20 protein-coding genes and 1 pseudogene are annotated in these 26,570 nt (G+C 59.9%); 13 read left to right on the forward strand and 8 right to left on the reverse strand.

The features are described 5' to 3' along the window. Positions 1 to 74: 74 nt before the first annotated feature. The 4 genes from BMZ66_RS10485 to BMZ66_RS10500 all read left to right on the forward strand — a co-directional run bounded on the left by BMZ66_RS10485 (position 75) and on the right by BMZ66_RS10500 (position 4,450). Positions 75 to 857 (forward strand): LamB/YcsF family protein, encoded by a 783-nt coding sequence (locus BMZ66_RS10485; RefSeq protein WP_092672182.1) that lies wholly within the window; start codon positions 75 to 77, stop codon positions 855 to 857. Then, complete coding sequence (locus BMZ66_RS10490) at positions 854 to 2,056, forward strand: NRAMP family divalent metal transporter (protein WP_092672185.1); 1,203 nt, start codon at positions 854 to 856, stop codon at positions 2,054 to 2,056. Before BMZ66_RS10485 ends, BMZ66_RS10490 begins: the two co-directional genes overlap by 4 nt. Before the next feature lie 267 nt (positions 2,057 to 2,323). After that, positions 2,324 to 3,913 (forward strand): glycerol-3-phosphate dehydrogenase/oxidase, encoded by a 1,590-nt coding sequence (locus BMZ66_RS10495; RefSeq protein WP_092672188.1) that lies wholly within the window; start codon positions 2,324 to 2,326, stop codon positions 3,911 to 3,913. Between the two features lie 114 nt (positions 3,914 to 4,027). Further along, positions 4,028 to 4,450, forward strand: coding sequence for a BrxA/BrxB family bacilliredoxin (locus BMZ66_RS10500; RefSeq protein ID WP_092672191.1), 423 nt, complete (start codon positions 4,028 to 4,030; stop codon positions 4,448 to 4,450). Here BMZ66_RS10500 and BMZ66_RS10505 read toward each other — a convergent pair. From BMZ66_RS10505 to recQ, 3 genes and pseudogenes are all read right to left on the reverse strand, one after another. After that, positions 4,447 to 4,947, reverse strand: a complete 501-nt coding sequence (locus tag BMZ66_RS10505; protein WP_092672194.1) for an EamA family transporter — start codon at positions 4,945 to 4,947, stop codon at positions 4,447 to 4,449. The two genes, BMZ66_RS10500 and BMZ66_RS10505, sit on opposite strands and share 4 nt — an antisense overlap. Before the next feature lie 40 nt (positions 4,948 to 4,987). Then, positions 4,988 to 5,083, reverse strand: a pseudogene (locus BMZ66_RS26425) (hypothetical protein); the annotation flags it as partial. 78 nt (positions 5,084 to 5,161) lie between these two features. After that, the gene (gene recQ / locus BMZ66_RS10510; RefSeq protein ID WP_092672197.1) at positions 5,162 to 7,366 is read right to left on the reverse strand and encodes a DNA helicase RecQ; all 2,205 of its coding nucleotides are present in this window, start codon (positions 7,364 to 7,366) and stop codon (positions 5,162 to 5,164) included. A gap of 322 nt (positions 7,367 to 7,688) precedes the next feature. Between recQ and BMZ66_RS10515 the strand changes: the two genes are divergently transcribed. Both BMZ66_RS10515 and BMZ66_RS10520 read left to right on the forward strand, forming a co-directional pair. Further along, positions 7,689 to 8,711: a KpsF/GutQ family sugar-phosphate isomerase gene (locus tag BMZ66_RS10515; protein WP_092672200.1), complete on the forward strand. Its 1,023-nt coding sequence runs from the start codon at positions 7,689 to 7,691 to the stop codon at positions 8,709 to 8,711. A gap of 102 nt (positions 8,712 to 8,813) precedes the next feature. Beyond that, a complete protein-coding gene (locus tag BMZ66_RS10520) occupies positions 8,814 to 9,896 on the forward strand; it encodes a mannose-1-phosphate guanylyltransferase (RefSeq protein WP_092672203.1) in 1,083 nt (360 codons plus the stop codon). Between the two features lie 183 nt (positions 9,897 to 10,079). On the opposite strand, the gene rlmB is transcribed toward BMZ66_RS10520, so the two are convergent. The 5 genes from rlmB to BMZ66_RS10545 all read right to left on the reverse strand — a co-directional run bounded on the left by rlmB (position 10,080) and on the right by BMZ66_RS10545 (position 17,237). Continuing rightward, positions 10,080 to 11,129 carry a 23S rRNA (guanosine(2251)-2'-O)-methyltransferase RlmB gene (gene rlmB, locus BMZ66_RS10525; protein ID WP_092672206.1) on the reverse strand — a complete coding sequence of 350 codons (1,050 nt, stop codon included), beginning with the start codon at positions 11,127 to 11,129 and terminating at the stop codon, positions 10,080 to 10,082. After that, positions 11,075 to 12,358, reverse strand: coding sequence for a GWxTD domain-containing protein (locus tag BMZ66_RS10530; RefSeq protein ID WP_092672209.1), 1,284 nt, complete (start codon positions 12,356 to 12,358; stop codon positions 11,075 to 11,077). Before BMZ66_RS10530 ends, rlmB begins: the two co-directional genes overlap by 55 nt. 176 nt (positions 12,359 to 12,534) lie before the next feature. Further along, positions 12,535 to 15,546: a glycosyltransferase family 117 protein gene (locus BMZ66_RS10535; RefSeq protein WP_092672212.1), complete on the reverse strand. Its 3,012-nt coding sequence runs from the start codon at positions 15,544 to 15,546 to the stop codon at positions 12,535 to 12,537. A gap of 272 nt (positions 15,547 to 15,818) precedes the next feature. Further along, positions 15,819 to 16,211 (reverse strand): T9SS type A sorting domain-containing protein, encoded by a 393-nt coding sequence (locus tag BMZ66_RS10540; protein ID WP_177204681.1) that lies wholly within the window; start codon positions 16,209 to 16,211, stop codon positions 15,819 to 15,821. Positions 16,212 to 16,478: 267 nt separating this feature from the next. Further along, on the reverse strand, positions 16,479 to 17,237 hold the full coding sequence (locus tag BMZ66_RS10545; RefSeq protein ID WP_177204682.1) for a biotin--[acetyl-CoA-carboxylase] ligase: 759 nt from the start codon (positions 17,235 to 17,237) through the stop codon (positions 16,479 to 16,481). A gap of 67 nt (positions 17,238 to 17,304) precedes the next feature. Between BMZ66_RS10545 and rsfS the strand changes: the two genes are divergently transcribed. From rsfS to BMZ66_RS10580, 7 genes are all read left to right on the forward strand, one after another. Then, complete coding sequence (gene rsfS / locus BMZ66_RS10550) at positions 17,305 to 17,685, forward strand: ribosome silencing factor (protein WP_092672218.1); 381 nt, start codon at positions 17,305 to 17,307, stop codon at positions 17,683 to 17,685. Between the two features lie 114 nt (positions 17,686 to 17,799). Then, complete coding sequence (gene ftsH / locus BMZ66_RS10555) at positions 17,800 to 19,926, forward strand: ATP-dependent zinc metalloprotease FtsH (protein WP_092672221.1); 2,127 nt, start codon at positions 17,800 to 17,802, stop codon at positions 19,924 to 19,926. Between the two features lie 126 nt (positions 19,927 to 20,052). Then, positions 20,053 to 20,712 (forward strand): LutC/YkgG family protein, encoded by a 660-nt coding sequence (locus tag BMZ66_RS10560; RefSeq protein WP_092672224.1) that lies wholly within the window; start codon positions 20,053 to 20,055, stop codon positions 20,710 to 20,712. Continuing rightward, positions 20,709 to 21,491, forward strand: coding sequence for a UDP-2,3-diacylglucosamine diphosphatase (locus BMZ66_RS10565; RefSeq protein WP_092672227.1), 783 nt, complete (start codon positions 20,709 to 20,711; stop codon positions 21,489 to 21,491). The genes BMZ66_RS10560 and BMZ66_RS10565 overlap by 4 nt, the downstream gene beginning before the upstream one ends. 34 nt (positions 21,492 to 21,525) lie before the next feature. After that, a complete protein-coding gene (locus BMZ66_RS10570) occupies positions 21,526 to 22,416 on the forward strand; it encodes a hypothetical protein (protein WP_092672230.1) in 891 nt (296 codons plus the stop codon). Between the two features lie 110 nt (positions 22,417 to 22,526). Further along, a complete protein-coding gene (locus BMZ66_RS10575) occupies positions 22,527 to 23,693 on the forward strand; it encodes a zinc-dependent alcohol dehydrogenase (protein ID WP_092672233.1) in 1,167 nt (388 codons plus the stop codon). Positions 23,694 to 23,920: 227 nt separating this feature from the next. Beyond that, on the forward strand, positions 23,921 to 26,524 hold the full coding sequence (locus tag BMZ66_RS10580; protein ID WP_177204683.1) for a S8 family serine peptidase: 2,604 nt from the start codon (positions 23,921 to 23,923) through the stop codon (positions 26,522 to 26,524). The last annotated feature ends 46 nt before the right edge of the window (positions 26,525 to 26,570 follow it).

Genomic DNA, 26,570 nt, shown 5'->3' on the forward strand with positions numbered 1-26,570 from the left:
CCATTTGATTACTACCCCACGCGAGATGTCTCGGCTCCGCTCGACATGACCGTTCTTCTGCTTCAGCCACAGCTATGCCTCCAACTCTTACTGTTGACCTAAATTGCGACATGGGCGAAAGCTTTGGCGCCTGGACCATAGGCAACGACGCCGCCCTAATGCCCTTCATCACTTCTGCCAATATTGCCTGCGGTTTCCACGCCGGCGACCCAGCCGTGATGAAGCAAACCGTACGCTTGGCCCTACGTCACAAAGTAGCAATCGGCGCCCACCCCGGCCTGCCCGATTTAGTAGGATTTGGGCGGCGCGATATAGCCATTTCACCCGAAGAAGCCTTTGACATGACGGTGTATCAGCTCGGCGCCCTCACGGCCATCGTGCGGGCCGAAGGCGGACAGCTCCACCACCTCAAGCCCCACGGCGCGCTCTACAACATGGCCGCCACCAGCGCCGCCCTGGCCGAGGCGCTCGCCGAAGCCGTGTATAAAGTGCAGCCCGAGCTCACGCTCTACGGCCTGGCCAACTCGGAACTGACCAAAGCCGGCGAGAAAATCGGCCTCAAAACCGCCCACGAAGTCTTCGCCGACCGCACCTACCAAGCCAGCGGCACGCTCACCCCGCGCCGCCAGCCCGATGCGCTTATCACCAGTGCCGACGCCGCTATTGCCCAGGTGCTGCGCATGGTGCAGGAGGGCCAGGTTCATACCCAGCAGGGCACCAACGTTGCTATTCGGGCCAATACCGTGTGCCTGCACGGCGATGGCGCCCACGCCCTGGAATTTGCCGAGCGCCTGCACGGCGCCCTGCGCCAGGCCGGCGTGGTGCTCCAGGCGGGCCACCTAACTGTTGCCAAATGAAGCCGCTCCCCAAAGCCCGCTGGTGGAGCGGGGCCGGCCTGGGCGCCGCATTCCTCATGGCCAACTCGTCCATCGGCCCGGGCTTCCTCACCCAAACCACAGTATTTACCCAGCAGTTGCTCACCAGTTTCGGCTTTGTGATTCTGGTGTCGGTATTGCTCGACATTGGCGCCCAGCTCAACACTTGGCGCATTCTCACGGTGAGCGAGCTGCGGGCGCAGGACTTGTCCAACAAAATGTTGCCGGGCCTGGGCTATTTCCTGGCGGCGATGGTAATCCTGGGCGGCTTTGCCTTCAACATCGGCAACCTGGCGGGCTGTGGGTTGGGACTGAATGTGCTCACGGGCCTGTCGTTCGAGACGGGCGCGATAATTAGTTGTGCAGTGGCCCTGCTGCTGTTTTGGGTGCGGGAGTTTGGCAAGATGCTCGACAGCTTCGCCAAGGTTCTCGGCATGGGCATGATTCTGCTCACGGTGGGGGTGGCCTTCAGCGCGCACCCTCCCGTGCTGCAGGCCCTGCACCATACGCTGCTGCCCACGCAAATCAGTGCGGCGGCCATCGTCACCATTGTGGGCGGCACGGTGGGTGGCTACATCACGTTTTCGGGCGCGCACCGGCTGCTCGATGCGGGTATTAAGGGGCCCGCGCAGCAAGGGGTGGTCACGCGCAGTGCCATCAGCGGCATTGTTATTTCCACTATCATGCGGTTTGTGCTGTTTCTGGCCATTGTGGGCGTGCTCCGGCAAGGAGCAGTACTTGACCCCGACAACCCGGCCGCGAGCGTGTTTCGGTCGGCTGCCGGGGAGATTGGCTTCCGCATTTTCGGGGTGATTTTGTGGAGCGCCGCAATTTCTTCAGTCGTTGGCGCAGCTTATACTTCGGTGTCTTTTTTCAAAACCTTCCACCCGATTTTCGAGCGCTACGAGCGGGTGTGGATTTCAGCATTCATAGTGCTTTCGACGGCGGTATTTGTGCTCGTAGGCAAGCCTACGCAATTGTTAGTTTTTGCCGGTGCAGTCAATGGCTTGATACTCCCAGTGGCATTGGGCATCGTGCTGGTGGCAGCCACTAATCGCCGATTGATGCAAGGGTACCAACACCCAAAATGGATGCTGGCGGCGGGCTGGGTAGTGGTGCTGGTGATGGGCTGGCTGAGCGTACCGGTGCTGATTGATTTGGTGGGTGGGTTTTTGAAATAGAAGTTGTTCCGAGTGGCGCGCTCGAGGACCTCACCCCCGGCCCCTCTCCCGCGGAGAGGAGAGCCACGGCGTTATAGATGTAGCGTAGACTCTGCGAGTCCGCGCGTGGTGCTGGTTGGCCGTTGTTAGGGTTTCGTTCAAGCGCGGACTCGCAGAGTCCACGCTACACTTCGTCAGGCTCCCCTCTCCGCGGGAGAGGGGCCGGGGGTGAGGTTCTGCTCGGGGTGATTTCAACGGGTAGGTTTTGCCATATACATTGGTTTACCAATGGAAGCCAACCCCTACCGCCGCGAAACCCTACTGCAGCAGCTCACCGCCGTACCCACCTGGGACCTAATCGTAATCGGTGGCGGGGCCACGGGCCTGGGTGTGGCCCTCGACGGTATCAGCCGCGGCTACAAAACGCTGCTGCTTGAGCAGGCCGATTTTGCCAAGGGCACCAGCAGCCGAAGCACCAAGCTGGTGCACGGCGGCGTGCGCTACCTCGCGCAGGGCGACATAGGGTTGGTGCGCGAAGCGCTGTACGAGCGGGGGCTATTGCTGAAAAACGCCCCGCATCTATGCCACAATCAGTCATTCATCATTCCCAACTACAGCTGGTGGGGCGGCCCGTTCTACACCATCGGCCTGAAGCTTTACGACCTGCTGGCCGGGCGTCTCAGCCTCGGCCCCTCCGAGCACCTGAGCAAAGCCGAAACCCTGCGCCAACTGCCCAACCTGCGCCCCGCTGGCCTGTGCGGCGGCGTCCGGTACTTCGACGGCCAGTTCGACGACGCCCGCCTGGCCGTCAACCTCGCCCAAACTTGCATCGCCCACGGTGGCACCGCTCTTAACTACTGTGCCGTGCAGGGCCTGCTGAAAGATGCCACCGGCCACCTCATCGGCGTGCGCGCCATTGACCTCGAAACCGGCCTCAGCTATGAGCTGCAAGCTAAATCAGTGATGAACGCCACCGGCATTTTTGTCGACGCCGTGCGGCAGCTCGATGAGCCCGGCGCCCGCCCGCTGGTGCAGCCCAGCCAAGGCGTGCACTTAGTGCTGGACAAGTCCTTCCTGCCTGGCACCGCCGCCCTCATGATTCCCAGCACCGACGACGGCCGCGTGCTCTTTGCCGTGCCGTGGCAGGGCCGCGTGGTGCTGGGCACTACCGATACCCCCGTGCCCGCCGCAGCCCTGGAGCCCCAAGCCCAACCGGCCGAGATTGACTTCCTGCTGCGCACTGCGGCCCAGTACCTCACCCGCGCGCCCACTCGCGCCGACGTGCTGAGTATCTTCGTGGGCCTTCGTCCGCTGGCAGCCTCGGCTACTGGCAGCACCAAAACCAAAGAGATATCGCGGAGCCACAAAATCGTGACATCGGCCAGCGGCCTCATCACCATCACCGGCGGCAAATGGACCACCTACCGCCGCATGGGCCAAGATGCCGTCGACCAAGCCATTGTCCTGCGTCAGCTGCCGCCCGCCCACAGCCGGACCGCACACCTGCCCATCTACGGTGCCGAGGAAACGCCTGCTCCTGCTTTGCCCTACGACTCGCTCGCCCACTACGGCAGTGCCCGGGTTGCCCTTCGGCAGCTTATTGTCGAACAGCCAGCGCTCGGCCATAAGCTCGATGGCGCGCTGGATTTCCTGCAAGCCGAAGTTGTGTGGGCTGTGCGCCACGAGTTGGCGCGCACCGTCGAAGACGTACTGGCCCGGCGCGTGCGCGCCCTGATTCTGGATGCTGCCGCGGCCCTGCGCGCGGCCCCCACCGTGGCGGCTCTGCTGGCGCAGGAACTAGGCTACGACGAGGCATGGGAGAAGCAGCAATTGGCCGCGTTCGATGAGTTAGCCCGCCAATACCTGCTCACAGCATGATTGAAGCAACTCCACGGCTCGGCGAGGCCCGAAACTTTCCGGGCCGCTAGATGCTTTAGCCGTTCGTACTTTTGTACTACACGCGGCCCCGCCGCCTATTAACCTATTAAGACAATGGCAGTTTATCCCGAATACATGGTCGCGCCCATCCGCCAAGACCTCACCGAGGTTGGTTTTGAGCAGTTGATGACCCCCGAAGAAGTAGATACCGCCCTCGCCTCCAACGAAGGCACCGTGCTGGTGGCCGTAAACTCGGTGTGCGGCTGCGCCGCTGCGAAGGCCCGTCCCGCCCTGAAAATGGCCCTGGCCAGCGCCGACAAAAAGCCCGGCAAACTCGTGACCGTATTTGCCGGCATGGAAACCGATGCCGTAGCCAAGATGCGCGAGCACTTGCTGCCCTATCCTCCCTCGTCGCCCTGCATCGCCCTGTTCAAAGACGGCGAGCTGGTGCACATGATTGAGCGCTACCACATCGAAGGTTCCGACGCCATGCGCATCGTGAACAACCTGCAAGGCGCTTTCGAAGAGTATTGCTAAGCTCTCGGCGTTGCGTCGTAAATGGTCGCTCCGGTTTCGGGGCGACCATTTTTTTTGCTCGCTTCCACCTTTTCCGCCGGTTTAGCCGTGGCAATTAGCAGCGCGCCACCAGCCATAAGCACCGCGCCGGCCATCACCTGCCAGGTTATTTTCTCCTTTAAAAAAATCGCTGCCAATGCCACCGAAAACACCAGTGCCACATTGGTCAGCGGCGACACCCGCGAGGCATCGCCCATCGATAGCGCCCGAAACGAAAGCAGCGAAGACGCTGCCGTGAGCACGCCCGCGGCCAGCAGAAAGCCCCAGTCCCGGCGCTCAATCTTGCCTATATCCGGCAGCAACCCCTGCCAAAGCACCGTGCCCCACGACACAATCAGAATAAGAACGGCCTGCACCGCAAAGGCCAAGCTGGGCGGCACGTTCCGGACTCCAAACTTCGAGAGAGTAACAACGGTAGCGGACACCAGGGCCGCCATTAGGGCAAAAACTATCCACACAGGACCACAGATTTAACGGGTTTCGACGGATTGAAACGGATTATTGTGGTTCCGCTTGCTTTGGAACAATGGTTTCAAACGCTTTTAGTTCAACCACTAGTCTACCATCAACGAAAAAGTCGGCCCTGAGGGAGCCGACTTTTTCGGTTTTCTACTGTTTGACTTCTTATCCAGCGCGCACGCCTTGCAGTAGAAATTAGCTGAATCTGCGGTCTTAGTTAGCCACCTCGCTCAAGAACTTGATGCGTACCAGCCGCAGTTCTTCTTCCGTGTAGTCGTCGCCCATCTCCTTCATGGCCACCGCAATGTTATCAGTGGTAGCCGTCATGAAGTAGTCATAGATTTCTTCCTGCCGGTCTTCCTCCACCATTTCGTTGAGGTAGTACCCAATGTTCAGGCGGGTGCCGGAGTAGCAGATGTGCTCGATTTCCTCCATTAGCTCGGCCATGTTGATGCCCTTGGACGAAGCAATGTCCTCCAGCATCATCTTCTTGTCGATTTGCTGAATGATGTAAATCTTAATCTTCGAGCGGTTCACGGCCGACTTCACCACCACGTCTTCCGCAGTTTCGATGTCGTTGTCTTCCACATACTTTTTGATGGCGGCCACGAAGGGCGCGCCAAACTTCTGGGCCTTGCCCTGGCCTACACCCGACACGTGCGTGAGGTCGTGCAGCGAGGTAGGGTAGGTGGTGGCCATCTCCTTCAGGCTCGGGTCCTGAAAGAGAACGTAGGGCGGCAGGTTCTTCTGCTTGGCTACCTGCTTGCGCAGTTCCTTGAGCTGCACGAACAGCGCTTCGTCGTGCCCGGCGGCCTGCTGCACTTCTTCCTTCTCCTCGTCGGCCTTCTGCTCGGCGTCGAAGTTGTGGTCCTTGGTGAGGGTGATGGGATGAGGGTTCTCGATGAAATCGATGCCCTTGTCGTTGATGCGCACCAAGCCGATGCTGTCGATGTCCTTCTCTAGGAAGCCATTCAGCAGGCACTGGCGCAGCACCGAGTGCCAGAATTGGGCATCGCCCAACGCCTTGCCCTGGCCGTACACCGGCAGCGCGTTGTGGGCGTAGCTCTCGATGTGCGGGTTGCTCAGGCCCAGCAGCACCTGCCCGATGTGGGTCAGGTTGAAGCGGGCTTCGGTCTGCACCACCGCGCGCAGGGCTAGGCCCACTGCCTCTTCGCCTTCAAACCGCTCCTTGGGGTGCTTGCAGTTGTCGCAAAATCCGCAGTCTTGGTTCAGCACCTCGCCGAAGTAGTGCAGCAACTGGCGGCGCCGACACACCGACGACTCGGCATAGTTCGTCATCTCAGCCAGCAGCTGGTGGGCGTTGTCGCGCTCGGTTACCGGCTTGTCCTTGCTGAACTTCTCCAACTTCAAAATGTCGTCGTAGCTGTAGAACATCAGGCAGTTGCCTTCAAGGCCGTCGCGGCCGCCGCGGCCGGTTTCCTGGTAGTAGCCTTCTATGCTCTTGGGCGCGTCGTAGTGTACCACAAAGCGCACGTCGGGCTTGTCGATGCCCATACCAAAGGCAATGGTGGCCACAATCACATCACACTCTTCATTCAGAAATGCGTCTTGGTTGTCGATGCGCACCTGCTGGTCGAGGCCGGCGTGGTAGGGGCGGGCGCGCACGTCGTTCACGCGCAGCAGCTCGGCAATTTCCTCCACCTTCTTGCGGCTCAGGCAGTAAATAATGCCGGCCTTGCCCTTGTGCTGCTTCACGTACTGAATCAGCTGCTTTTTGGTGTTGTGCTTGGCGCGCACTTCGTAGTAGAGGTTGGTGCGGTTAAAGCTGGTTTTAAACACCGAAGCATCGTCCATCTGCAGGTTCTTCTGGATATCCAGCTGCACTTTGGGCGTGGCCGTGGCCGTGAGGGCAATAATGGGCACGTTGCCACCCAGGTTATCAATAATGCCGCGAATCTTACGGTACTCGGGGCGGAAGTCGTGGCCCCACTCCGAAATGCAGTGGGCCTCGTCAATGGCTACGAAGCTGATGGTCGACTTCAGCAGAAACTCAATGGTGTCGTCCTTAGTAAGACTTTCCGGGGCTACGTACAGCAGGCGAACCTCTCCGCTGATAACGTCTTTCTTCACCCGGTTCATCTCCGTTTTGGTCAGCGTCGAATTGTACACCTGGGCATTTACCCCGAAGGCGCCGAGCTGGTCGACCTGGTTTTTCATCAGGGCGATGAGGGGCGAAATGACAATGGCCGTGCCCGGCACCACCAATGCCGGCAACTGGTAGCACAAGCTCTTGCCTGCGCCGGTTGGCATTATCACGAAAGTATTGTGGCCCGCTAATACGTTTTGAATAACAGCCTCCTGCGTGCCCCGAAACTGGCCGTAGCCAAATACTTCTTTTAGTGTGTGTTTTAAGTCAGCAACGAGGGTCGGAAATTCTTGTAGGGCAGCAGATGGCATGGGGCGTGAGCTCAGATGGAACACGTGCAGACGCACGGTTCATTACGAAGATAAGCACGAGCCTACTTTTTTGACGTAAAAAATGGTGTTTTTCGTGAATTGTGGAAAACAATTTAATCATATAAAAGCCCTTGCATTCTCCTGCTTTAGTAACCAGCACTAAATGAATGATTAAATTAGGATTCAACATAGAACATACCTGATAGTCGGTCGCCTCTCCATCCTTACTCGAAGACGGTGCGCCGTCCTAGCACCCCAAGTCAGCTATTCGCCCGGCTTAATTTCTATGCCCCAATTTTGTAGTAACCCACCTGCTCCGCTTATGCTTGCTTCCACTCACTCTGCTCACCTGCCTGCCGCTGCCGTCGAGGCTCCGGCGGCTACCGACGTGCTGGCTATTGCCCGTCAGGTACTTCACGAAGAGGCTGCTGCGCTGCACGACGTGGCCAATGCCATCGGCGCCACTCCCGACTTTGAAAACTGCGTGCAAGCCATCCTGCAGCTCAAGGGCCGCGTAGTGGTCACGGGCATCGGCAAGAGTGCCCATGTGGCGGGCAAAATCGTGGCCACGCTCAACAGCACCGGCACGCCGGCCCTGTTTATGCACGCCGCCGATGCCATCCACGGCGACTTGGGCATGATTCAGCCCGAGGATTTTGTAGTGGCTATTAGCAAGAGCGGCGACACGCCCGAGATAAAGGTGTTGGTGCCGCTGTTGCGCCGCAAAGGCGTGCCGCTGGCCGCTCTAGTTAGCAACGCCGACTCCTATCTGGGCCAGCAGGCCAACTACATTTTGCATGCTCCCGTGCACAAAGAGGCTTGCCCCAACAATTTGGCCCCTACCACCAGCACCACGGCGGCTTTAGCCCTGGGCGACGCCCTGGCCGTGTGCTTGCTGGAAAGCCGCAAGTTCACCGCCGCCGACTTTGCCCGCCTACACCCCGGCGGCACCCTCGGCAAGCGCCTCTACTTGAAAGTGGGCGACCTGAGCCGTCAAAACCAGCGCCCCCAGGTGCGGGAAGACTCCCCGCTAAAAGAAGTGCTGCTTGAAATATCCGGTAAGCGCCTCGGCGCCACCGCCGTGCTCGACGCCGCGGGCTCCTTGGCCGGCATCATCACCGACGGCGACCTGCGCCGCATGCTCGGCAGCTTCTCTGATTTGGAGAGCTTGCGAGCCCGCGACATTCTCACGCCCCGCCCCGCCACCATTGATGTCGACGATTTTGCCGCCGAAGCCCTGGTGCGCATGCAGCAGCGCAACATCACGCAGCTAGTAGTGACAGAGCAAGGGCAGTTTGCCGGCTTCATTCACCTGCACGATTTGCTGCGCGAAGGGCTGGTATAACTCCAACTGTCGGTTGGCCCTTCGCCTACCGAACACAATTTCGCAGCCATCTACTCAATAACTCGCCAACAAATAGTTGGCATATACGATACCTTTGTTACAATGAATTCTACTTATCTCATCGTTATGGCCGGCGGCATTGGCAGCCGGTTCTGGCCATTTAGCCGCACCAACCACCCCAAGCAGTTCCATGACGTGCTAGGCGTTGGCCGCTCCATGCTCCAGCTTACCGTGGACCGTTTTGCCGGCGTGTGCCCACCCGAAAACGTGTTTGTGGTTACCAACCGCGACTATACCGAGCTGGTGCAGGAGCACCTGCCTGATTTGCCCGCCGACCAAATTCTGGGCGAGCCCATTGGCCGCAACACAGCGCCCTGCATTGCTTACGCCAGCTACCGCATTGCTCAGCGCGACCCCAAGGCAGTAATCATTGTGACGCCAGCCGACCACGCCGTGCTGCGCGAAGACGAATTTCGCCGGCTCATGACCGTGGCAGTAGAGTCGGCCCGTGCCAACGATGTTCTTATCACGCTCGGTATTCAGCCCTCGCGGCCCGATACGGGCTACGGCTACATCCAGTACATGGACGAGCAGTCGTTGCCCGGCGGCCAGCTGCACAAGGTGAAAACCTTCACCGAAAAGCCCAATCTGGAGTTGGCCCGCATGTTTGTGGAAAGTGGCGATTTCCTCTGGAATTCTGGCCTGTTCGTGTGGCGAGCTGATGTCATCATTGATGCGTTTCATCAATATCTGGGTGACATTGCCGAAGTATTCGAAGAAGGCGCCGACCAGTTGGGCACGCCCCAAGAGGAGGCATTTATCGGGGAAGCTTATTCGCGTTGCCGCAACATCAGCATCGACTACGGCGTGATGGAAAAGGCCGACAACGTGTATGTCCTACCCGCCGACTTTGGCTGGAGTGATGTCGGCACCTGGGATTCCCTGCACCGCATTGGCCAGCAAGACGAGTTCAACAATGTAGTGAGCGGCGACGTGCTGCTCTACGACACGACGGGCTGCGTTATCAAAACCCCTTCTGAGCGCCTGGTAGTAGTGCAGGGCTTGGAAGATTACATCGTAGCCGAGTACGACAACGTGCTGCTGATTTGCAAGCGTAGCGAAGAGCAGCGGGTGAAGGAATTTGTGGCCGATGTGAAGGCGAAAAAGGGCGTAGGCTACAACTAGCCCCGCGCCGCCTGGCGGCAGTCCTAAGGCAACGCTGTTGCCGCGGCTGCCAGCCCCGAAAACGGGCGCAGTCTCCAGACTGCCGAAAAAGGAGCTATTTCCTTTACGGCAGTCTGGAGACTGCGCCCGTTTTATCGGCTTACAGTTACGCTTCGCTAAACTGTAGCCAGCCTAGGTAAAGCCCTAAGCCTGCACCCGCTGGCGCGCTACTTCAAACAGCATAATGCCTGCGGCTACGCTCACGTTCAGCGACTGAATCTGTCCTGCCATGGGCACCTTCAGCTTCACATCGGCCAAGCGCAGTAGCTCCGGCGAAATACCGTCTTCTTCCGAGCCCATGAGCACAGCTACTGGACCAGTGAAGTCGACTTCGGAAGTGCCTACAGCTTCGTCGGCTTTCTCGGTACAGGCTACTACAGTTACGCCCGATTGCTGTAGGAATTTGATGGTTTCCTGCAGGTTATTCTCGCGGCAAACCGGCAAGATGTTCAACGCGCCGGCTGAGGTTTTCAGAGCGTCGCCGTTGATTTGGGCGGCGCCGCGGCCGGGTACCACAATGGCTTGCACGCCCAGGCACTCGGCGGTGCGGGCAATAGCGCCAAAGTTGCGCACGTCGGTAATGCGGTCGAGCAGCAGCAGGAACGGCACTTTGCCTTCCTCAAACAAACCGGATACGATGCCGTCGAGCGGGGCGTAATCGATGGGCGACACGAAGGCCACGGCGCCCTGGTGGTTTTTGCGGGTGAGGCCGTCGAGCTTTTCGCCGGGCACCAGCTGCACCGGAATGCCCACGGCGCGGGCGGCTGTCGAAATGTCCGAGACCAGGCTGTTTTTGGTGCCGCGCAGCAGGAAAATTTTCTCCAGCGTACGGCCGGCGCTCAGCGCTTCCAGGATGGGGCGCAGGCCAAACAGCATGTCGATGCTGCGGTCGGCGGCGGGGCGGTTTTCGTAGCGAGGCCGGTCATCCGAGCCTCCGCTGCTGCGCTCGCGATAGGGCGGGCGCGATTCGCCGCGGTCGGAGCGGCCGGTGCGGTCGCCGGCGGCTTCGTCGCGGTTGTCGCTGCCGCCGCGGCCTCGGGGGCGGGCAGGGCGGTCGTCAAACTCGCTGCCGCCGCGGTCGGGGCGGAACTGCTTAGGGGTGACGGGACGGTTGGCGCCGTCGTAGAAGCGGCGGCCGGCTACCGGGCGCGCGGGACGTTCGGGCCGGTCAGGGCGGTCGGTGGGGTTCTCCATTTTTCAACGGCGGCATACCAGAGCAGTTCGTACTCGGGTCGGCGCACCAATTCGTAGTAATCAGGTGCAAAGGTACTCGGCCGCGGGCGGAAGGTGTAGGTGATGGGCCCGCCGTTCTGGCTGCCTTCCGGATAAAACCACCGCTCTTCGCCATTATACAGGCGCCGGACGCTGGGCGGGGCTCCCAGCACAATGTATAGCAAGCCCCTGTCAGTGAGCCAGCCCGCTTTGTGAGCGGCAAAAAGGTGGTTGGCGGCCGTCACCCGTCCGTAGTAGCGCCGAATCAGGTCTTTGCCCAACGCCTGATTACCTTGGGCAATGTCGAGCCAGAACCTGTCCACGGCCCGCTTGGGCTCGGGCGCATCGGTGAGGCGCTTGCGCTCCTGGCTGGTGGTGAGGTAGCGTAGGGGCTCAATCAACTCGGCCGCTGTAGTCAGTGCCGGGTACTTGTTTTCGGCTACCATTACAGCCAGCGTGCGCGAAGCCGTGCCGCCGCTGCCTCCTACCCGCAGGGCATACAGGCCAGCCTCGCCAAAGCGCAGGGGCTCGCCGGGCCGGGTAGTGGCCGAATCCAGAATCGGCAGCACCCGCGGCCCCGCCGGCATGGCCGAAGGGTTGGTCATGGGCGGAAGCGCCGCAATCGGATTCACGGCGTAGCGTGCCCAGCGCACGGGCTGGTAAAGGCCGTAGCTGTCGACGCCAAAGGTTTCGCCGGCCTGCACGTAGCGCCGCAGCAGGGGCTGGCCCACCGAATCGGTGAGCACGAAGGGGCGGGTCAAGTGGGCCTCGGTCAGGCGCAGCCAGGCGGATTTAGTGGGATCCTGGTAATCGTCTTTGGCATCAATGGGACCAGTGCGAAGCTGCAGCACCGTGCCTGCAGGCACGCGGGCTGCAGCTATGCAAAAGCTCAGGCGCACCCCGTCGGCTTCGGGGCGGGGGCGCTGCAGGCGCCGCGGTATGCTGTCCTGCCACAAGGGCTGCTTGGCCTCGTAGCTGGGCCAGGCCACCACGTGCAATGGGTGGCCTGGACCCAGGCGTGCCGGCGCGAGCAAGCGCATATATACGCGCAGGCTGTCGCCCTCGCGGCGAGTGTCGACCTCCAGCCGCGGGCCCTCGCGGTAAAGGCCGGCGTAGTCGGGCCGGGCCGCTTGAGGGACGTACGCTTCCCGCGCCCCCATGGTAGTCAGCACCAGGCAGCTCATGGCCCCGAACCCAATAAGACGTCTCATAGCTATAGTCGTTTCTGGACAAGTATTCAAAAGGGTTCAGCTTTGAGGAGGCATGCCCTATTGGATTCAAACGAAAGTTACCAGCGACGGGTATGCTAACGTATGCATTTGTTCCAAAAAAAGGCCGGTCCGCACTGCGCGGACCGGCCTTTTCAGCAAGGTGCCAACCGCAGATTCTAGCGCGGGTAGTACTGATTCATCAAGCCAATGGCTTTCTCGCTACGAGCCTTGTCGCCGCTGAGCTCGGCGGCGCGGTACACGCTCTGCAGGCTGAGCAGGTAGCCGCGCTGGTCGTCCTCGAAGAGGCTGCCATCGGGCCGGGTGGAATAGTAAGCCAGCATTTGCTCCGAGCGGCGGGTCATGGTGTCCAGCAATTCATCGGCCTTTTTCTTATCGCCGCCGGCTACCAATGCGGGCACCAGCTGCGGCGAGTAGTAATCATAAGGAATGGTGTTGTCGGGCATCAGCTCCAGGCACTTGTTGGCTACTTCTTTGGCTTTCGCCACGTTGCCCTCGGAGAGGTAGGCCGAGGCCAGGCGGGCAAATTTGTCGCGGTAGTTAGCCGGGAAGCGCAGGTGGTTTTCGTCGTAGAAAATATTGGGGTTCTGCAGGCCGCGGTATTGGAAGTCCTTCAACAAGTGCTGGTAGGTGATGTCTTTTTCCACGTAGCCTTCGTCACCGCTGCGCGGGTCGTAGTTCGGGTCCTTCAGCGGGAGCAGGCGGTAGGCCATGCCTTCGAGCTGGAAGTAAGGCTGCAGGTTCATGTAGTCGCTGGGGGCTACGGTGCTGCTGAAGTAGATGGGACGCTCCCAGTTATTGGTCGCAATCATATCCAGAATCACCAGGTTTTTCTTCTCAATGGCGCGCTTGCCCATGCTCCACTCCATGCGCGACACAAGCTGCTTCTCCCGCTCTTTGGGGATGATGCCAAGCTTTTTCACGGCGGCTGTGTCAACGGGTAGGTAGAAATTGGGGGTCGGAAACGACATCATGCCCGGGCCGCCTTCCTGGTACTGCACCTGCAGCAGCGGGTTGTTGTCCTGCACCAGCTGGATAAACTCCTTCAGGTTCACGCTCTGCACCGAGGGGTTGGCCGCGAATGGCAGCATGTCGTTGGTGCCCTGCGTGTACCGGTCTTCGCCCATGCTAATGGGGAACGGTTGCGACTTGTAGGAGCGGCGCTTCATCTGGGCGATGTACCAGTCGGTGTTCAGGTAGCTGAGTACGGCCACGCGCACGTCGGTACGCACGCCTTCCACCTCCTGGGCATACCAGAGCGGGAAGGTGTCATTGTCGCCGTTGGTGAACAGAATGGCGTTCTGGGCGCAGCTGTTGAGCAGGTTTTTGGCCGAGTCCACCGAGTTGTAGCGGTTGGAACGGTCGTGGTCGTCCCAGCCCTGGGCCACCATTATGCCGGGGATGAGCAAGCCCGCCGCCAGGGCCAGGCCGGCGCGTAGGCCATCGGCTTTCACCACTTTGCCCAGCAGCTCGGCTATGCCCAGCACACCCAGGCCTATCCAGATGGCAAAGGCAAATGTGGCCCCTGTGAAGGTATAGTCACGCTCGCGGGGCTCGCGCGGCGGCTGGTTGAGGTAGAACACAATGGCCAGGCCGGTCATCAGGAACAGAAGGCCCGTTACCCAGGCGTCTTTGCCATTGCGGCGGCTCTGGAAAAACAGGCCAACAAGGCCCAGAATAAGGGGCAATGCCAGGAAGTTGTTGTGCGCCGGGCTCTCGCCAATGCGAGCGGGTAGGGAAGAAGCATTGGGGCTAAATGGCCCCGCAACGCCCGCCTGCTGAATGTCGGACTCGCGCCCCACATAGTTCCACATGAAGTAGCGCCAGAACATGTGCCCCATCTGGTAGCGGAACATGAAGCCCAAGTTTTGGCCCATGCTGGGCTTCACCCCGTCCTGAATGTCAACCCACTTCTTGTAGTGCGCAATCTGGTCGGGCTCGTAGTTGTAAAGGCGCGGCAGCAGCATCTTGTCACCATCGGGGTAGCCGGCCTGCTGTTGGCGGGGCAGAATTTCCTTGTAGGTGCCGGTTTTCTGGTCGCGGGCGTAGCGGGGGGCGCCTTCCTCGTAGTGGTCGGGCTGCGAGAACAAGTGCGGGCCGTAGAGCAGGGGCCGCGAGCCATACTGCTCGCGCTTGAGGTAGCTCACGAAGGAAAGCACATCATCGGGGGCATTCTCATTGATGGTGGGCTTAAACGAGCTGCGAATGGGAACAATCAGATAGCTTGAGTAGCCTATCATGATGAACACAAAGCACAGCATGGCCGTATTCAGCAGCTGGCTGCGTCGCTTAAATGACTGCTGAAAGCCCACATAAATCAGGGCAATAAACGCCAGCAGGAAGATAATCAGACCCGAGTTGAACGGCAGGCCCACGGAGTTCACAAAGAATACCTCGAAGCTGCCCGCCAGCGTGGGCAGGCCAGGAATGATGCCCACCATAATGGAGCCCACAATGACCATGCTCACCGCCAGCACGATGATGGCGCCTTTGGTGGTGGGGTTGGCGGTGCGGCGGTAGTAGTAAATGAAGCCCAGCGCGGGCAGCGTCAGCAGGTTCAGCAAGTGAACGCCAATGCTCAGGCCAATAACGTAGGCAATGAGGATGAGCCACTTGTCGGAATCGGGCTCGTGGGCCCGCGCTTCCCATTTCAACATAATCCACACCACAGCAGCCGTGCAAAGCGCCGACATGGCGTACACCTCGCCCTCTACGGCATTGAACCAGAAGGAATCGGAGAAGGCAAAGGCCAAAGCGCCTACCGCGCCCGCACTCAGAATGAGCAGGGTTTGGGCGCCGGTAGGCTCGATGTATTCGGCCGAGACGGCAGAGGCCGCGGCATCATAGCGCAGCACCAGCTTGCGGGCCATGCGGGTGATAATCCAGAACAAAAACAGAACCGTGAACGCACTGCTTAGGCCCGACAGGGCGTTGATGAGCACGGCCACTTTGGTAACGTCGCCAAACGAGAACAGCGACATCAGGCGGCCCAGCAGCAGGAAGGTGGGCGCGCCCGGAGGGTGGGGCACCAGCAACTTGTAGGAGCAGGCTATGAACTCGCCACAGTCCCAGAACGAGGCAGTGGGCTCCAGGGTGAGCAGGTACGTGACGGCAGCAATGGCGAAAACGAGCCAGCCAACGAGGTTATTCAGGCTTTTATAGGAACGCATAGAGTCGATAAGAGCGCAGGCCCCACGGGCCAACGCAGCAGGCAGAGGGTCGGGAAACGAAAGTTAGGAAAGCAGTTAAAAGTCAAAAGTAGGCATTGCAGCGTTGCAGTAGCACGAAGTGCAGGCCACGGGCGCGCCGGTAAATCAACGCACTGGCTTGTCAGGAGTGCCACTTGGGCCCGGGGAGGCGGAATACGTGGCGCCGAATACCCCACAAACACGAAAAGCAGCTAAAAGCTGCTTTTCATTCACTAAATCAGAAGAAGTTTCGGTTAGTTCTGCAGAACCAGCCGCTTCGTGGTCACCACTTTGCCGTCTACGAGCAGGCTGTAGAAGTACATACCCGCCCGGAAGTCGCTCAAATCAACGGGCAGGCCGGCGCTGGCAAGCTCGGGCTTAAGCGCGATGGTGCGCAGCTCCTGGCCGATGATGTTGCTCAGGCGAAACTTGTAGTCGCCGGTGGTCCGCTGGGTCAGCTGCACGGTTATCTGGCCGCGGCTGGGGTTGGGGTACACATTAAGGAACGTGATAGAGGCGCGGGTGTCGGGCGTCGTCGTTGGTGCTGCCGCCGGGGCCGGAGTGCCCTGCGTGGCATTGGCCGGCGCCGCAAGCGCTACTGCCAAAGGCAACAGCAGGAACACCAAGCACTGAGTAAAGAATCTCATAGTCAAATCAGGAATAGCAAAGAAGAAAGGAGGCATCAGCCTCAACCATTAAAATACAAGCACCGTGCCGAGTTGAGCTAGGTATTGCCCTTCGCTAGCGCAAAGCGTGTATTGTCAATATGATAGACCAATAACATGGCGAAAAGTTGCATGCCCAAGCTAAAAAAAGTAAGCAATGGCCACCCTGACATGTTCGGCCAGTGATTATTCGCACCAATTGAAAAATTCGGATACGCTGGTTTGATGCCAAAAAGCCCGCAATGGTTGCTACACGTGCCGGATTTCCTGCATTCCAAACCGGCGCAGCTCCTGGTCAATGGCCACGGCCAGCCGCCCGTCATCTTCCACCCCGACAATCTGGCCGCTTACCTGCTTTCCATCGATTAAAAAGGAATGAATTTCCTGGTAGCGGTACAGCGCCCGCAGGTACTCCTGCCGCAGCTTGCCTACTTGCCCGGCTCGCAGCTGCAGGTAGCGCCGCTCCAGGCACTCGAGCAGGCGGGTGGCCACGGCCTCGCGGGCATAGGGGCGGCCCGTGAGCTGGCCAATGGAGGTCGCGGTAGGCACGGCAAAAATTTGCTGGTTGATATTCAGGCCAATACCAATGATGCTGTGTTGAATCTTTGTGCCGCTCAGGCTGTTTTCAATGAGCACGCCACCCAGCTTCTGGTTCCCGTAGTACAGGTCGTTCGGCCATTTTAGCTTTAACTTGGGGTCGGGGCCCAGCAGGGAGGCCGCCCAGTCGTGCACGCCCAGCGCCACGGCCTGGCTAAGGCGGAACTGTTGGGCGGCGGCCAAAAACGTGGGCTGCCACACCACCGAAAGCATGAGGTTTTCGGAGGGGGAAGCCTCCCACTGGTTGCCGCGCTGGCCCCGGCCAGCGGTCTGAAAGTCCGTAATTACGGTGCAGCCGTCGCTGGCCCGGTTTTGGACAATCAAAGCTTGTGCCTCCGTATTGGTGGAGGCACATACCGGCAACCAAATCAGTTGCTGGCCCGTGAATAAGGTTTGAGGGGTGAGAACCACGGCCTTCTTTCGCGTTTCGTTAACTTCGTAGACTTTCAGCTGCAAAGCTCAAACCTAATAACACAATATGAAAAGCACGTTGGTCCGTCAGGATTCAGACACATTGGCAGATTTGGTAATTCGCGGGATGCAGGACAAGAAAGCTTCTGACATCGTGGTGCTGAATTTGAAGGAACTCAAAAACGCCGTGGCGGATTATTTCATCATCTGCTCGGCCAATTCGGACACGCAGATTGATGCCGTAGCCCGGTCGGTGGAGGAAGAAATTGAAAAAGTAACCGGCGAGAGCCCTTGGCAAACCGAAGGCCGCACCAACCGCGAGTGGGTGCTGCTCGACTACGTCGACGTGGTGGTGCACGTGTTTCTGCGCGACCGCCGCAAGTTCTACGCACTCGAAGAGCTGTGGGGCGACGCCAACATCAGCTACATCGAGGCCGAGCCGGCTTAATTCGGCTTGCCCGGATAAAATAAATACGCTGGTACTGCGTCTTATCCGAACCGAACATTTGCTTTCGGCGCGGTGTTTCGCTCTTAGTTATACCTGATTTAACTAGCTATTTTCATGTCGGATAAAAATCCTAATAACAATAAAAAGAAGAAGCCCCTGATGCCGGCGCCTAACCCGCGGCCGGGTGTGCAGCTGTGGGTGCTGGCCGGCTTGCTGGTGTTCTTGTTTGGGGTGATGTGGGTGAACAACCTGAACTCGCCCGCCAAGATTAATCAGCAGCGCTTCGAGCAGATGCTCGTGGCTGGCGACGTACGCGAAATCACCATCATCAACGAAAAGATGGTGGAGGTGAGCCTCAAGCCCGAGGCCTTGCGCAAAAATGAGTACAAGCAGGAGCTGACCCGCCGCACGCCCTTTGGCGCTGCGGGCACCGGTGCCCAGTTCTACTTTCCCGTTGTTGATGCCAAGCTGTTTCAGGAAAACCTGAACAACCTGCAGAAAGATGTTCCCCAAGCCGAGCGTCTGCCGCTGAACATTGACAGCCGTCAGAGCCCCGGCGACTACATCGGCACTTACGGCTTCATCATCCTAATGATAGTTGGCTTCTGGTTCCTGATGCGTCGCATGGGCAGCGCCAACGGCCCTGGTGGTCAGATTTTCAGCATCGGTAAGAGCCGTGCGGCCTTGTTTGAGGGCGGCGACAAGGTGAAAATCACCTTTAAAGATGTAGCGGGCCTCGAAGAAGCCAAAGAGGAAGTACAGGAGATTGTGGAGTTCTTGAAGAACCCCAGCAAATTCACCATCCTCGGCGGTAAAATCCCCAAAGGCGCGCTGCTTGTAGGTCCTCCCGGTACCGGTAAGACTCTGCTGGCGAAAGCTGTAGCCGGTGAGGCTGATGTGCCATTCTTCTCGCTGTCGGGCTCCGACTTCGTCGAGATGTTTGTAGGTGTGGGTGCGGCCCGGGTACGTGACTTGTTCAAGCAAGCCAAAGCCAAAGCGCCCTGCATCATCTTCATTGATGAGATTGACGCCGTGGGCCGTAGCCGTAGTAAGGGCAGCACGCCCGGCGGCAACGACGAGCGCGAAAACACGCTGAACTCTCTGCTGGTGGAAATGGACGGCTTCGGCACCGACTCCGGTGTTATCATTCTGGCCGCCACCAACCGCCCCGATACCCTAGACTCGGCCCTGCTGCGTCCCGGTCGTTTCGACCGTCAAATCAGCATCGACAAGCCGGACATCAATGGCCGCACCGAGATTTTCCAGGTGCACTTGAAGCCCCTGACCTTGGGCCCCGACGTGGACGCTCGTCGTCTGTCGGCTCAAACCCCTGGCTTCGCTGGTGCTGAGATTGCCAACGTCTGCAACGAGGCCGCGCTGATTGCCGCTCGTCGCGACAAGAAGATGATTACCGACCAGGACTTCACCGACGCCATTGACCGTGTGATTGGTGGTTTGGAGAAGAAGAACAAAATCATTTCGCCCGGTGAGAAGCGCATCGTGGCCTACCATGAAGCTGGCCACGCCATTGCGGGCTGGTTCCTGGAGCACGTCGACCCCTTGGTGAAAGTGAGCATTGTGCCTCGTGGTGTAGCCGCTCTGGGCTATGCGCAGTACCTGCCCAAAGAGCAGTTCCTGTACAACACCGAGCAGCTGATTGACGAGATGTGCATGGCCCTGGGTGGCCGCGCTGCCGAGGAACTGGTGTTCGGCAAAATCTCCACCGGCGCCCTCAGCGACCTAGAGCGCATCACCAAAATGGCTTACTCCATCGTGACGATGTACGGCATGAACGCCAAGCTAGGCAACGTCTCGTTCTACGATTCGAAGGGCCAAAATGAGTTTGGTTTCTCGAAGCCCTACTCGGAAGCCACTTCGCAGATGATAGACGAAGAAGTTCGCACCATCATCGAAAACGCCTACGTTCGGACCAAGGAACTGCTCACCGAGCGGCGTCATGAGTTGGAAGTAGTAGCGAAGGAATTGCTGGAAAAAGAAGTGCTGCAACAGGAAGACCTGACCCGCCTCGTGGGCCCGCGTCCGTTCGACAGCCAGACCAATTACCAGGCCCACATGGCCGGCACCGACCGCAGCGAAACCGCCAGTGAAGTCAAAGGCGAGCAAGCCGCAGCCGGCAAGCTCGGCAACGACCTGCCCGAGCTGAACCTGCCCGGTATGGAAAGCAATGACCGCAACAACGAAACCTCGGCCCCCAGCGGCAACGCTGTAGCCGGCTTGTAACCTAGCTTAACTGCTACCAAAAGCCAGTCCGCAAGGGCTGGCTTTTTTTTGTGGGCTTCCCGTACCACTTTCCACTTCTGACAAGCCGGTTACCTTTGAAGCTTCAACCCGGCCCATTTTTACTCCATGGCAGAAAGTTCTCGCGACGCCGTGCTCGCCCGCATCCGCCAAAGCCTGGCGCAGCCCGCGCCGCTGCCGCCCCGGCCCGATTTTGCTGCGCCGGTACACCCGCCGCTCAATAACAGCGACGTAGTGGTGGCCTTTGCTGAAAGTTTCCAGCGTGTAGGCGGCGAGTTTTACTATTGCGAATCCCTTGAGCACCTGGCGGTGCAACTGGCCGGTTTCCAAAAGCGCCAGCAAGTAGGCGCGCCCTACGTATGGGAGCCTCAGCTGCAAGCGCTGCTACGGACCTCTGGCGTAGCCTTTCGAGCCGACGAAACCGAGTTTGTCGAGCAAGCCGATTTAAGCCTAACCAGCTGCGAGGCCTTGGTGGCCCGCACGGGCAGCGTGCTGGTGTCGGCTGCCACGGCCAGCGGGCGCCGCCTGAGCATTTACCCCGACCAGCATTTAGTGCTGGCCCGCCCCAGCCAGGTAGTGGCCGAGATAGGGGAGGCCCTGCGCGTGGTGCAGGCGCGCTTCGGGGCGCAAATGCCGTCGATGGTGTCGCTCACCACCGGCCCCAGCCGCACCGCCGACATTGAAAAAACCTTAGTACTTGGGGCCCACGGCCCGCGCCGCCTGGCGCTTTTCCTGTTGGAAGACGACGCCGAAAACCTGCCCCTATGAAGCCACCCCGCACGTTGCCCGACCTGGCCCTGGAGCCCGGCCGCCGGGTGTATTTTGCCTCCGACTTTCACCTCGGCGCGCCCGATGCTGCGTCGTCGCTGGCCCGGGAGCGGCGCATTGTGCGCTGGCTCGATGAGGTGTCGCAGGATGCGGCGGCCATTTACTTATTGGGCGACATTTTCGATTTCTGGTTTGAGTACAAGCACGCCATTCCGCGGGGGTTCAGCCGCCTGCAAGGCAAACTAGCCGAGCTCACCGACCGGGGCCTGCCCATCACCATCTTCACCGGCAACCACGATATGTGGATGTTCGGCTACTTCACGCAGGAAATGGGCATTCCGGTGCTGCGCCACGAGGTATCGCAGCGCATCGGCAACCAGTTATTTCACATCGGCCACGGCGACGGGCTGGGGCCGAAAGACCATAAATACAAGCTGCTGAAACGGGTGTTCACCTCGCCGGTAGCGCAGTGGCTGTTTGGGTGGGTGCACCCCAACTTCGGCATTGGCCTGGCCAATAAGTGGAGCCGCCACAGCCGCCTGCAAAACGGTGAGGCCGATGCGAAGTATTTTGGGGAGGAAGAATGGCTGCTACAGTACTGCCGCGAGGTTGAAGCAGACACGCACCACGACTATTACGTGTTTGGCCACCGCCACCTGCCGCTTGATGTAGCCGTGGGGCCGGGCAGTCGCTACGTCAACCTGGGCGAATGGGTCAATTATTGCTCTTACGGTGTGTATGATGGCAACGAACTGGCCCTGCAGCATTTTGAGAAGTAGCGCCCACAGACGCGTGCCAGTGGGTCAGCTATTGTTGACCCTGTTCTTTCTCAGTACCACGGCCCACGGCCAGGTTAAAGCTCCTTCCGCGGCTTCGGTAGCACCGGCATCGCAAGTAGTGGTGTCGCCGGTGCAGCCGGTAACAGCACTTGTTGACTCTGCGGCGGGCGCGGCGCCTTGGAAATTTTTGCGCCTCATTAAGCTGCGCAATCCGGGTGCGGCCTCGCTCGACCGACGCGGCACTCTCTACGTCGCCGATGCCGATAACAACCTGCGCCAGTATGGCCCCGAGGGCTTGCCGCTGAATACGTTCGCGCCCACCCAGCCTGGCCATGCGGCCCAAGTTGAGGCTTGGAACATGACCAGTATTCTGGTTTTCAACGACGACCGGCAGCAGTTGGTCCTGCTCGACCGGTTTTTGGCGCTCATTACCGAAGTGCGGCTGGCCGACTTCCTTGACGGCACCGTGCGGGCCGCTACCCTGGCGCCGGATAATCGCATCTGGCTGCTCGACGAGAGCAATTTAGTGCTGCGCGAGTTCGACCCGAACAACCTGCGCCTCGTCAAGAACACCCCATTAGACCTGATTATTGGGCGCACCCGGCCGGACTTCCGCTTTCTGCGGCACTACCAGAATAATATTTACCTGGTTGACCGGGTGACGGGGGTTTATGTGTTTGATAACCTGGGCAACTACAAGAAGAAAATTCCTTTCACAGGACTGAACATGGTGGGTTTCCGGGGCGATGAGATGTATTACTTCGCCGGCGGCTCCATCCATTTTTTCCACCTCTACAACCTCACGGAACGTCGCATGGCTTTGCCCGCCGACGTCAATCCGGCGGAGGTCCGGCAGGTGCTGGTGGGCGATTCCCTGGCGTATATTTTCACGGCTGCGGGAGTGGCAGTGTATCAGTGGAAATAGTCTGAACTAACGCCGAGCTTATTATTACGAGACTCTGAGGCTGGTAACTTCTGGAAAGGTGGGCCGTTAGCTTGAGGAAGTTCTTCCTCCTCAACCTCAACCCATTTCCTATGAAAGCCCTTCGAATTCACGGCATGCGAGATGTCCGCGTCGATAATGTGGACGACCCCGAAATCCTGGACGCCCGCGACGCCATTATCCGCGTAACGAGTACGGCCATTTGCGGGTCCGACCTGCACATTTACAACGGCAGCATTCCGCAGCCCCGGCCCATGACCCTGGGCCACGAATTCATGGGCATTGTGGAGGAAGTGGGTCGGGGAGTGGGCAACCTCAAGCGCGGTGACCGCGTGGTGGTGCCCTTCCCGGTGGCCTGCGGGCATTGCCTGTTCTGCAACCACGAGCTGCCCGGGCACTGCGAAAACTCCAACCCCGAGCACTACGGTCCCGAAGGCGGCTTAATGACCGAAAAAGGCGGCGCCCTATTTGGCTACACCGACTTGTACGGCGGCTACGACGGCGGCCAGGCCGAGTACGTGCGCGTGCCCTACGCCGACTTCGGTCCCCGCATTGTCCCCGATAGCCTGACCGATGAGCAGGCGCTTTTCCTGACCGATATATTCCCCACCGGCTACACCGGCATCGACTGGGCCGGAGTGAAGGGGGGCGAAGTAATTGCCATTTTTGGCGCCGGTCCGGTTGGCATCATGGCCGCTAAGTCGGCTTGGCTGCGGGGCGCGAGCCGGGTTATCATCGTCGATACCCAGGCTTATCGCCTCGACAAAGCCCGCGAAACCGCTAATGCCGAAGGCATTTTGTGGGAAAACCAGAAGCAGGTGGTGGATGAAATTCGGAGCATGAGCCGCGGCTACGGCGCCGACGTGTGCGTGGAAGCCGTGGGCTTCGAGCCCGACCGCAACCTGCTCGACCGCGCCAAGGCCGTTATCAACGTGGAGAAAGGCTCCGACAAAGTGCTGCTGGCCTGCATGAGTGCCGTGCGCCGCGGTGGTTTCGTGTCGGTGCTGGGCGTGTACTCTTCGCCGTTCGACAACTTCCCGATTCACCAGTTCTTCGACAAAGGCATCACCATCAAAGGCGGCCAGGCCCCAGCCCACAAGCACATCGACCGCCTGCTCAAGCACGTGGCCAACGGCGACGTGCGGCTCGACGACATCATCTCGCACCGTCTGCCGCTGACCGAAGCGGCTCACGGCTATAAGATTTTCCGCGAAAAGCTGGACAACTGCACCAAAGTGGTGCTGAAGCCCGGCATGTAAATACTGTTTTGCAGCCAGAGAAGAAGGAACCTGCGTGGTGCGGGTTCCTTCTTTGCTGTTAGAACAAGTGCTTTATCCATTTAAAATGATGTTTGGGTTATCTTTGGAAGAAGACGCGCCCAGCTGATTTTTCTACCAAAGAACTTGCATACATGGGGTTAGTAATAAGTGGGCCCACGGGCATTTATAGGCGTTGGCTGCCAGCGGTAAAAAGCACAGGCATTGCCATGCTTCTGACCCTGGCTGCTGTCGGCACACTTCATGCTCAAGTTCCATTTCGCCCCGCTCCGGTTAGTAAGCTAGCCCCGGCACTGCGGGCCCCGGCCGCTCAGCAGCACACCCGAACGGTGCGCGTGAGCGTGACAGACCCGGTGGCTTTTCGGCAATGGGCACAGCAGTATCTGCGCACCGCCCGGGTTTCCCAGCCCAGTGCTTCGCCCTACACTTTGGCAGTGGGGAGCCTTCGCCCAACTACGCTGGCGCAACTGGCCGCTTGTCCATTTGTGGCATTTGTGGACGTGGCAGACCGGCAAGCCCATCCCGAGCGGCAGCTGAGCAACTCTGATTTGTCAGTAAATGCCATTGCAACGGTGCAGGCGCGCTTCCCGCAGCTCACCGGGCAAGGCCTCACGGTTTCGGTGAAAGAGCTGGAATTCAACCCCGACGACATCGACTTTAAAGGGCGCGTGGTGAACCCTGGTGCTTTCGCAGGTCCCGCCTCAGACCATGCTACGGGCATGGCCACGCTCATAGCCGGTGCGGGCAACTCCCACCCGCAGGGCCGGGGTGTGGCGCGGGGAGCGCGCCTGGCCAGCTCCAACTTTGCCCGGCTACTGCCTGACGATGGCCAGCAGCTGACCCAAGCCGGTGTGTCGGTGCAAAACCACTCTTACGGGGTGGCCATTGAGAATTATTACGGTGTAGAAAGCCAGGAATACGACCGCCAGCTGCGGCAGTTTCCGTCGTTGCTGCATGTGTTCTCGTCCGGCAACTCGGGCACTCAAACCAGTGCAGCCGGGCCTTACGCGGGCGTTGCGGGTGTGGCCAACCTCACGGGGCAGTTCAAGATGTCGAAGAACACCCTGACCGTGGGCGCCACCGACCCTTCGGGGCAGGTAGCCGCGCGCAGCTCACGGGGGCCGGCTTACGATGGCCGCGTGAAACCCGAGCTAGTAGCCTACGGCGAGGCCGGCTCGTCTGAGTCGGCGGCGCTGGTGTCGGGCATTAGCTTGCTCTTGCAGCAAGTGTATCGGGACCAAAACAGTGGCGCGCTGCCCACTGCAGCCTTGGTAAAAGCCGTGCTCGTCAACAGCGCCAACGACCTGGGGCGCCCGGAAGTGGACTTTGTGAGTGGCTTTGGGCAGGCCGATGCCTTGGGCGCCATCGGCACCATGCGCGACCGCCGGTTTTTTAGCGGCACTGTCACCCAGGGCAACGAGCAGGTGTTCACCATTACTGTTCCGGCTGGCCAGCAGCAGCTCAAGGCCACCTTGGTTTGGAACGACCCCGAAGCGCCAGCCAACGCCGCCCGCGCCCTCGTCAATGACCTGGACCTGGAGCTGGTGGCGCGCAGCACCGGCCAGCGCTGGCGGCCGTGGGTGCTCAGTGCCTCGGCTCACCCCGACTCGCTGGCCTTGCCCGCCCGCCGCCGCCCCGACCACCTCAACAACGTGGAGCAGATAACGCTGGCCGTGCCCGCAGCGGGCACATACGAGCTGCGCGTGCGTGGCTTCAGCGTGCTCCAAGGCCCCCAATCCTTCAGCCTGGCCTACGAAGTAAATGCCCCGAACTTGGAGTGGGTGAGCCCGCAAAGCACCGACAACGTGCGCCCCGGCGCGGCCAACACGCTGCGCTGGGACTGGAGTGGCGCGGCCACCACGGCCCGCCTGGAATACCGCCCCATTGGCCAAAACCAGTGGCGCTTGGTTGAGCCTGCGGTGCCGCTAACCCAAAACCGCTACGCCTGGACCACGCCCGATACCACGGCCCTCGCCCAGCTGCGCTTGGTGACCGGTAACCGCACTTTTGTGTCCGACACCTTTGCGCTGGTGCAGGCGCCACCCCTGCAAGTGGGCTACACTTGCACCGATGGCGGCACGCTGCTGCATTGGGCGCAGGTGCCCGGCGTGGGTCAATACCAGGTATATCAGCTTGGGGCTACTGCGCTCGAGCCCTTCGTGCTCACCGCCGATACGGCACTGCTGCTCAGCCCCGCCCAAATGGCTAACCGCTACTATGCCATGGCCCCGGTGGTGCAGGGCCAGGTGGCAAGCCCCAGCACTACCATCGATTTTAGTACCCAGGGCACGGCGTGTTATTTCCGCTCGTTTCGGCCGCGGCAGTTCGTGACCGATTCGGTGGCGTTCGACCTGGAGCTGGGCACTGCCTTTCAGCTGAAGTCCGTGACGCTGGAGCGGCGGGCCTCGGGCGGGTACCAGGGCGTGCAGACCATTGCGCCGGTCACGCAACTGGCCATGCTGCTAACCGACCAGCTCCCCGAACCCAGCCGCTACCATTACCGGGTGCGGTTGGAAACCACCAGCGGGCAGGTGTTTTTAAGTCAGGAAGAGGAGGTGGACTACGTTGGCCCCGACGACCTGCTCGTGTTCCCGAACCCAGCCGAAGCCGGCACCAGCCTAAGCGTGATTTCGGGCAGCCAGGATGAGATACTGATGCAGCTGTACGATGCCTTGGGCCGTTTCCAGCGCGCCGGAACCGCCAATGGAGCCATCAACAGCATCGACACCAGCGGCTTGCGCCCGGGCGTGTACCTCCTGCGAGTGCAGGCCAAAGATGGCCCGACGACCACGCGGCGTATCGTGCTTATGTAAGACGCATGTGCAACAAAAAGCCCCGCCTCTAACAGAAGCGGGGCTT

It is taken from the genome of Hymenobacter arizonensis (assembly GCF_900115775.1).
Classification (GTDB): domain Bacteria; phylum Bacteroidota; class Bacteroidia; order Cytophagales; family Hymenobacteraceae; genus Hymenobacter; species Hymenobacter arizonensis.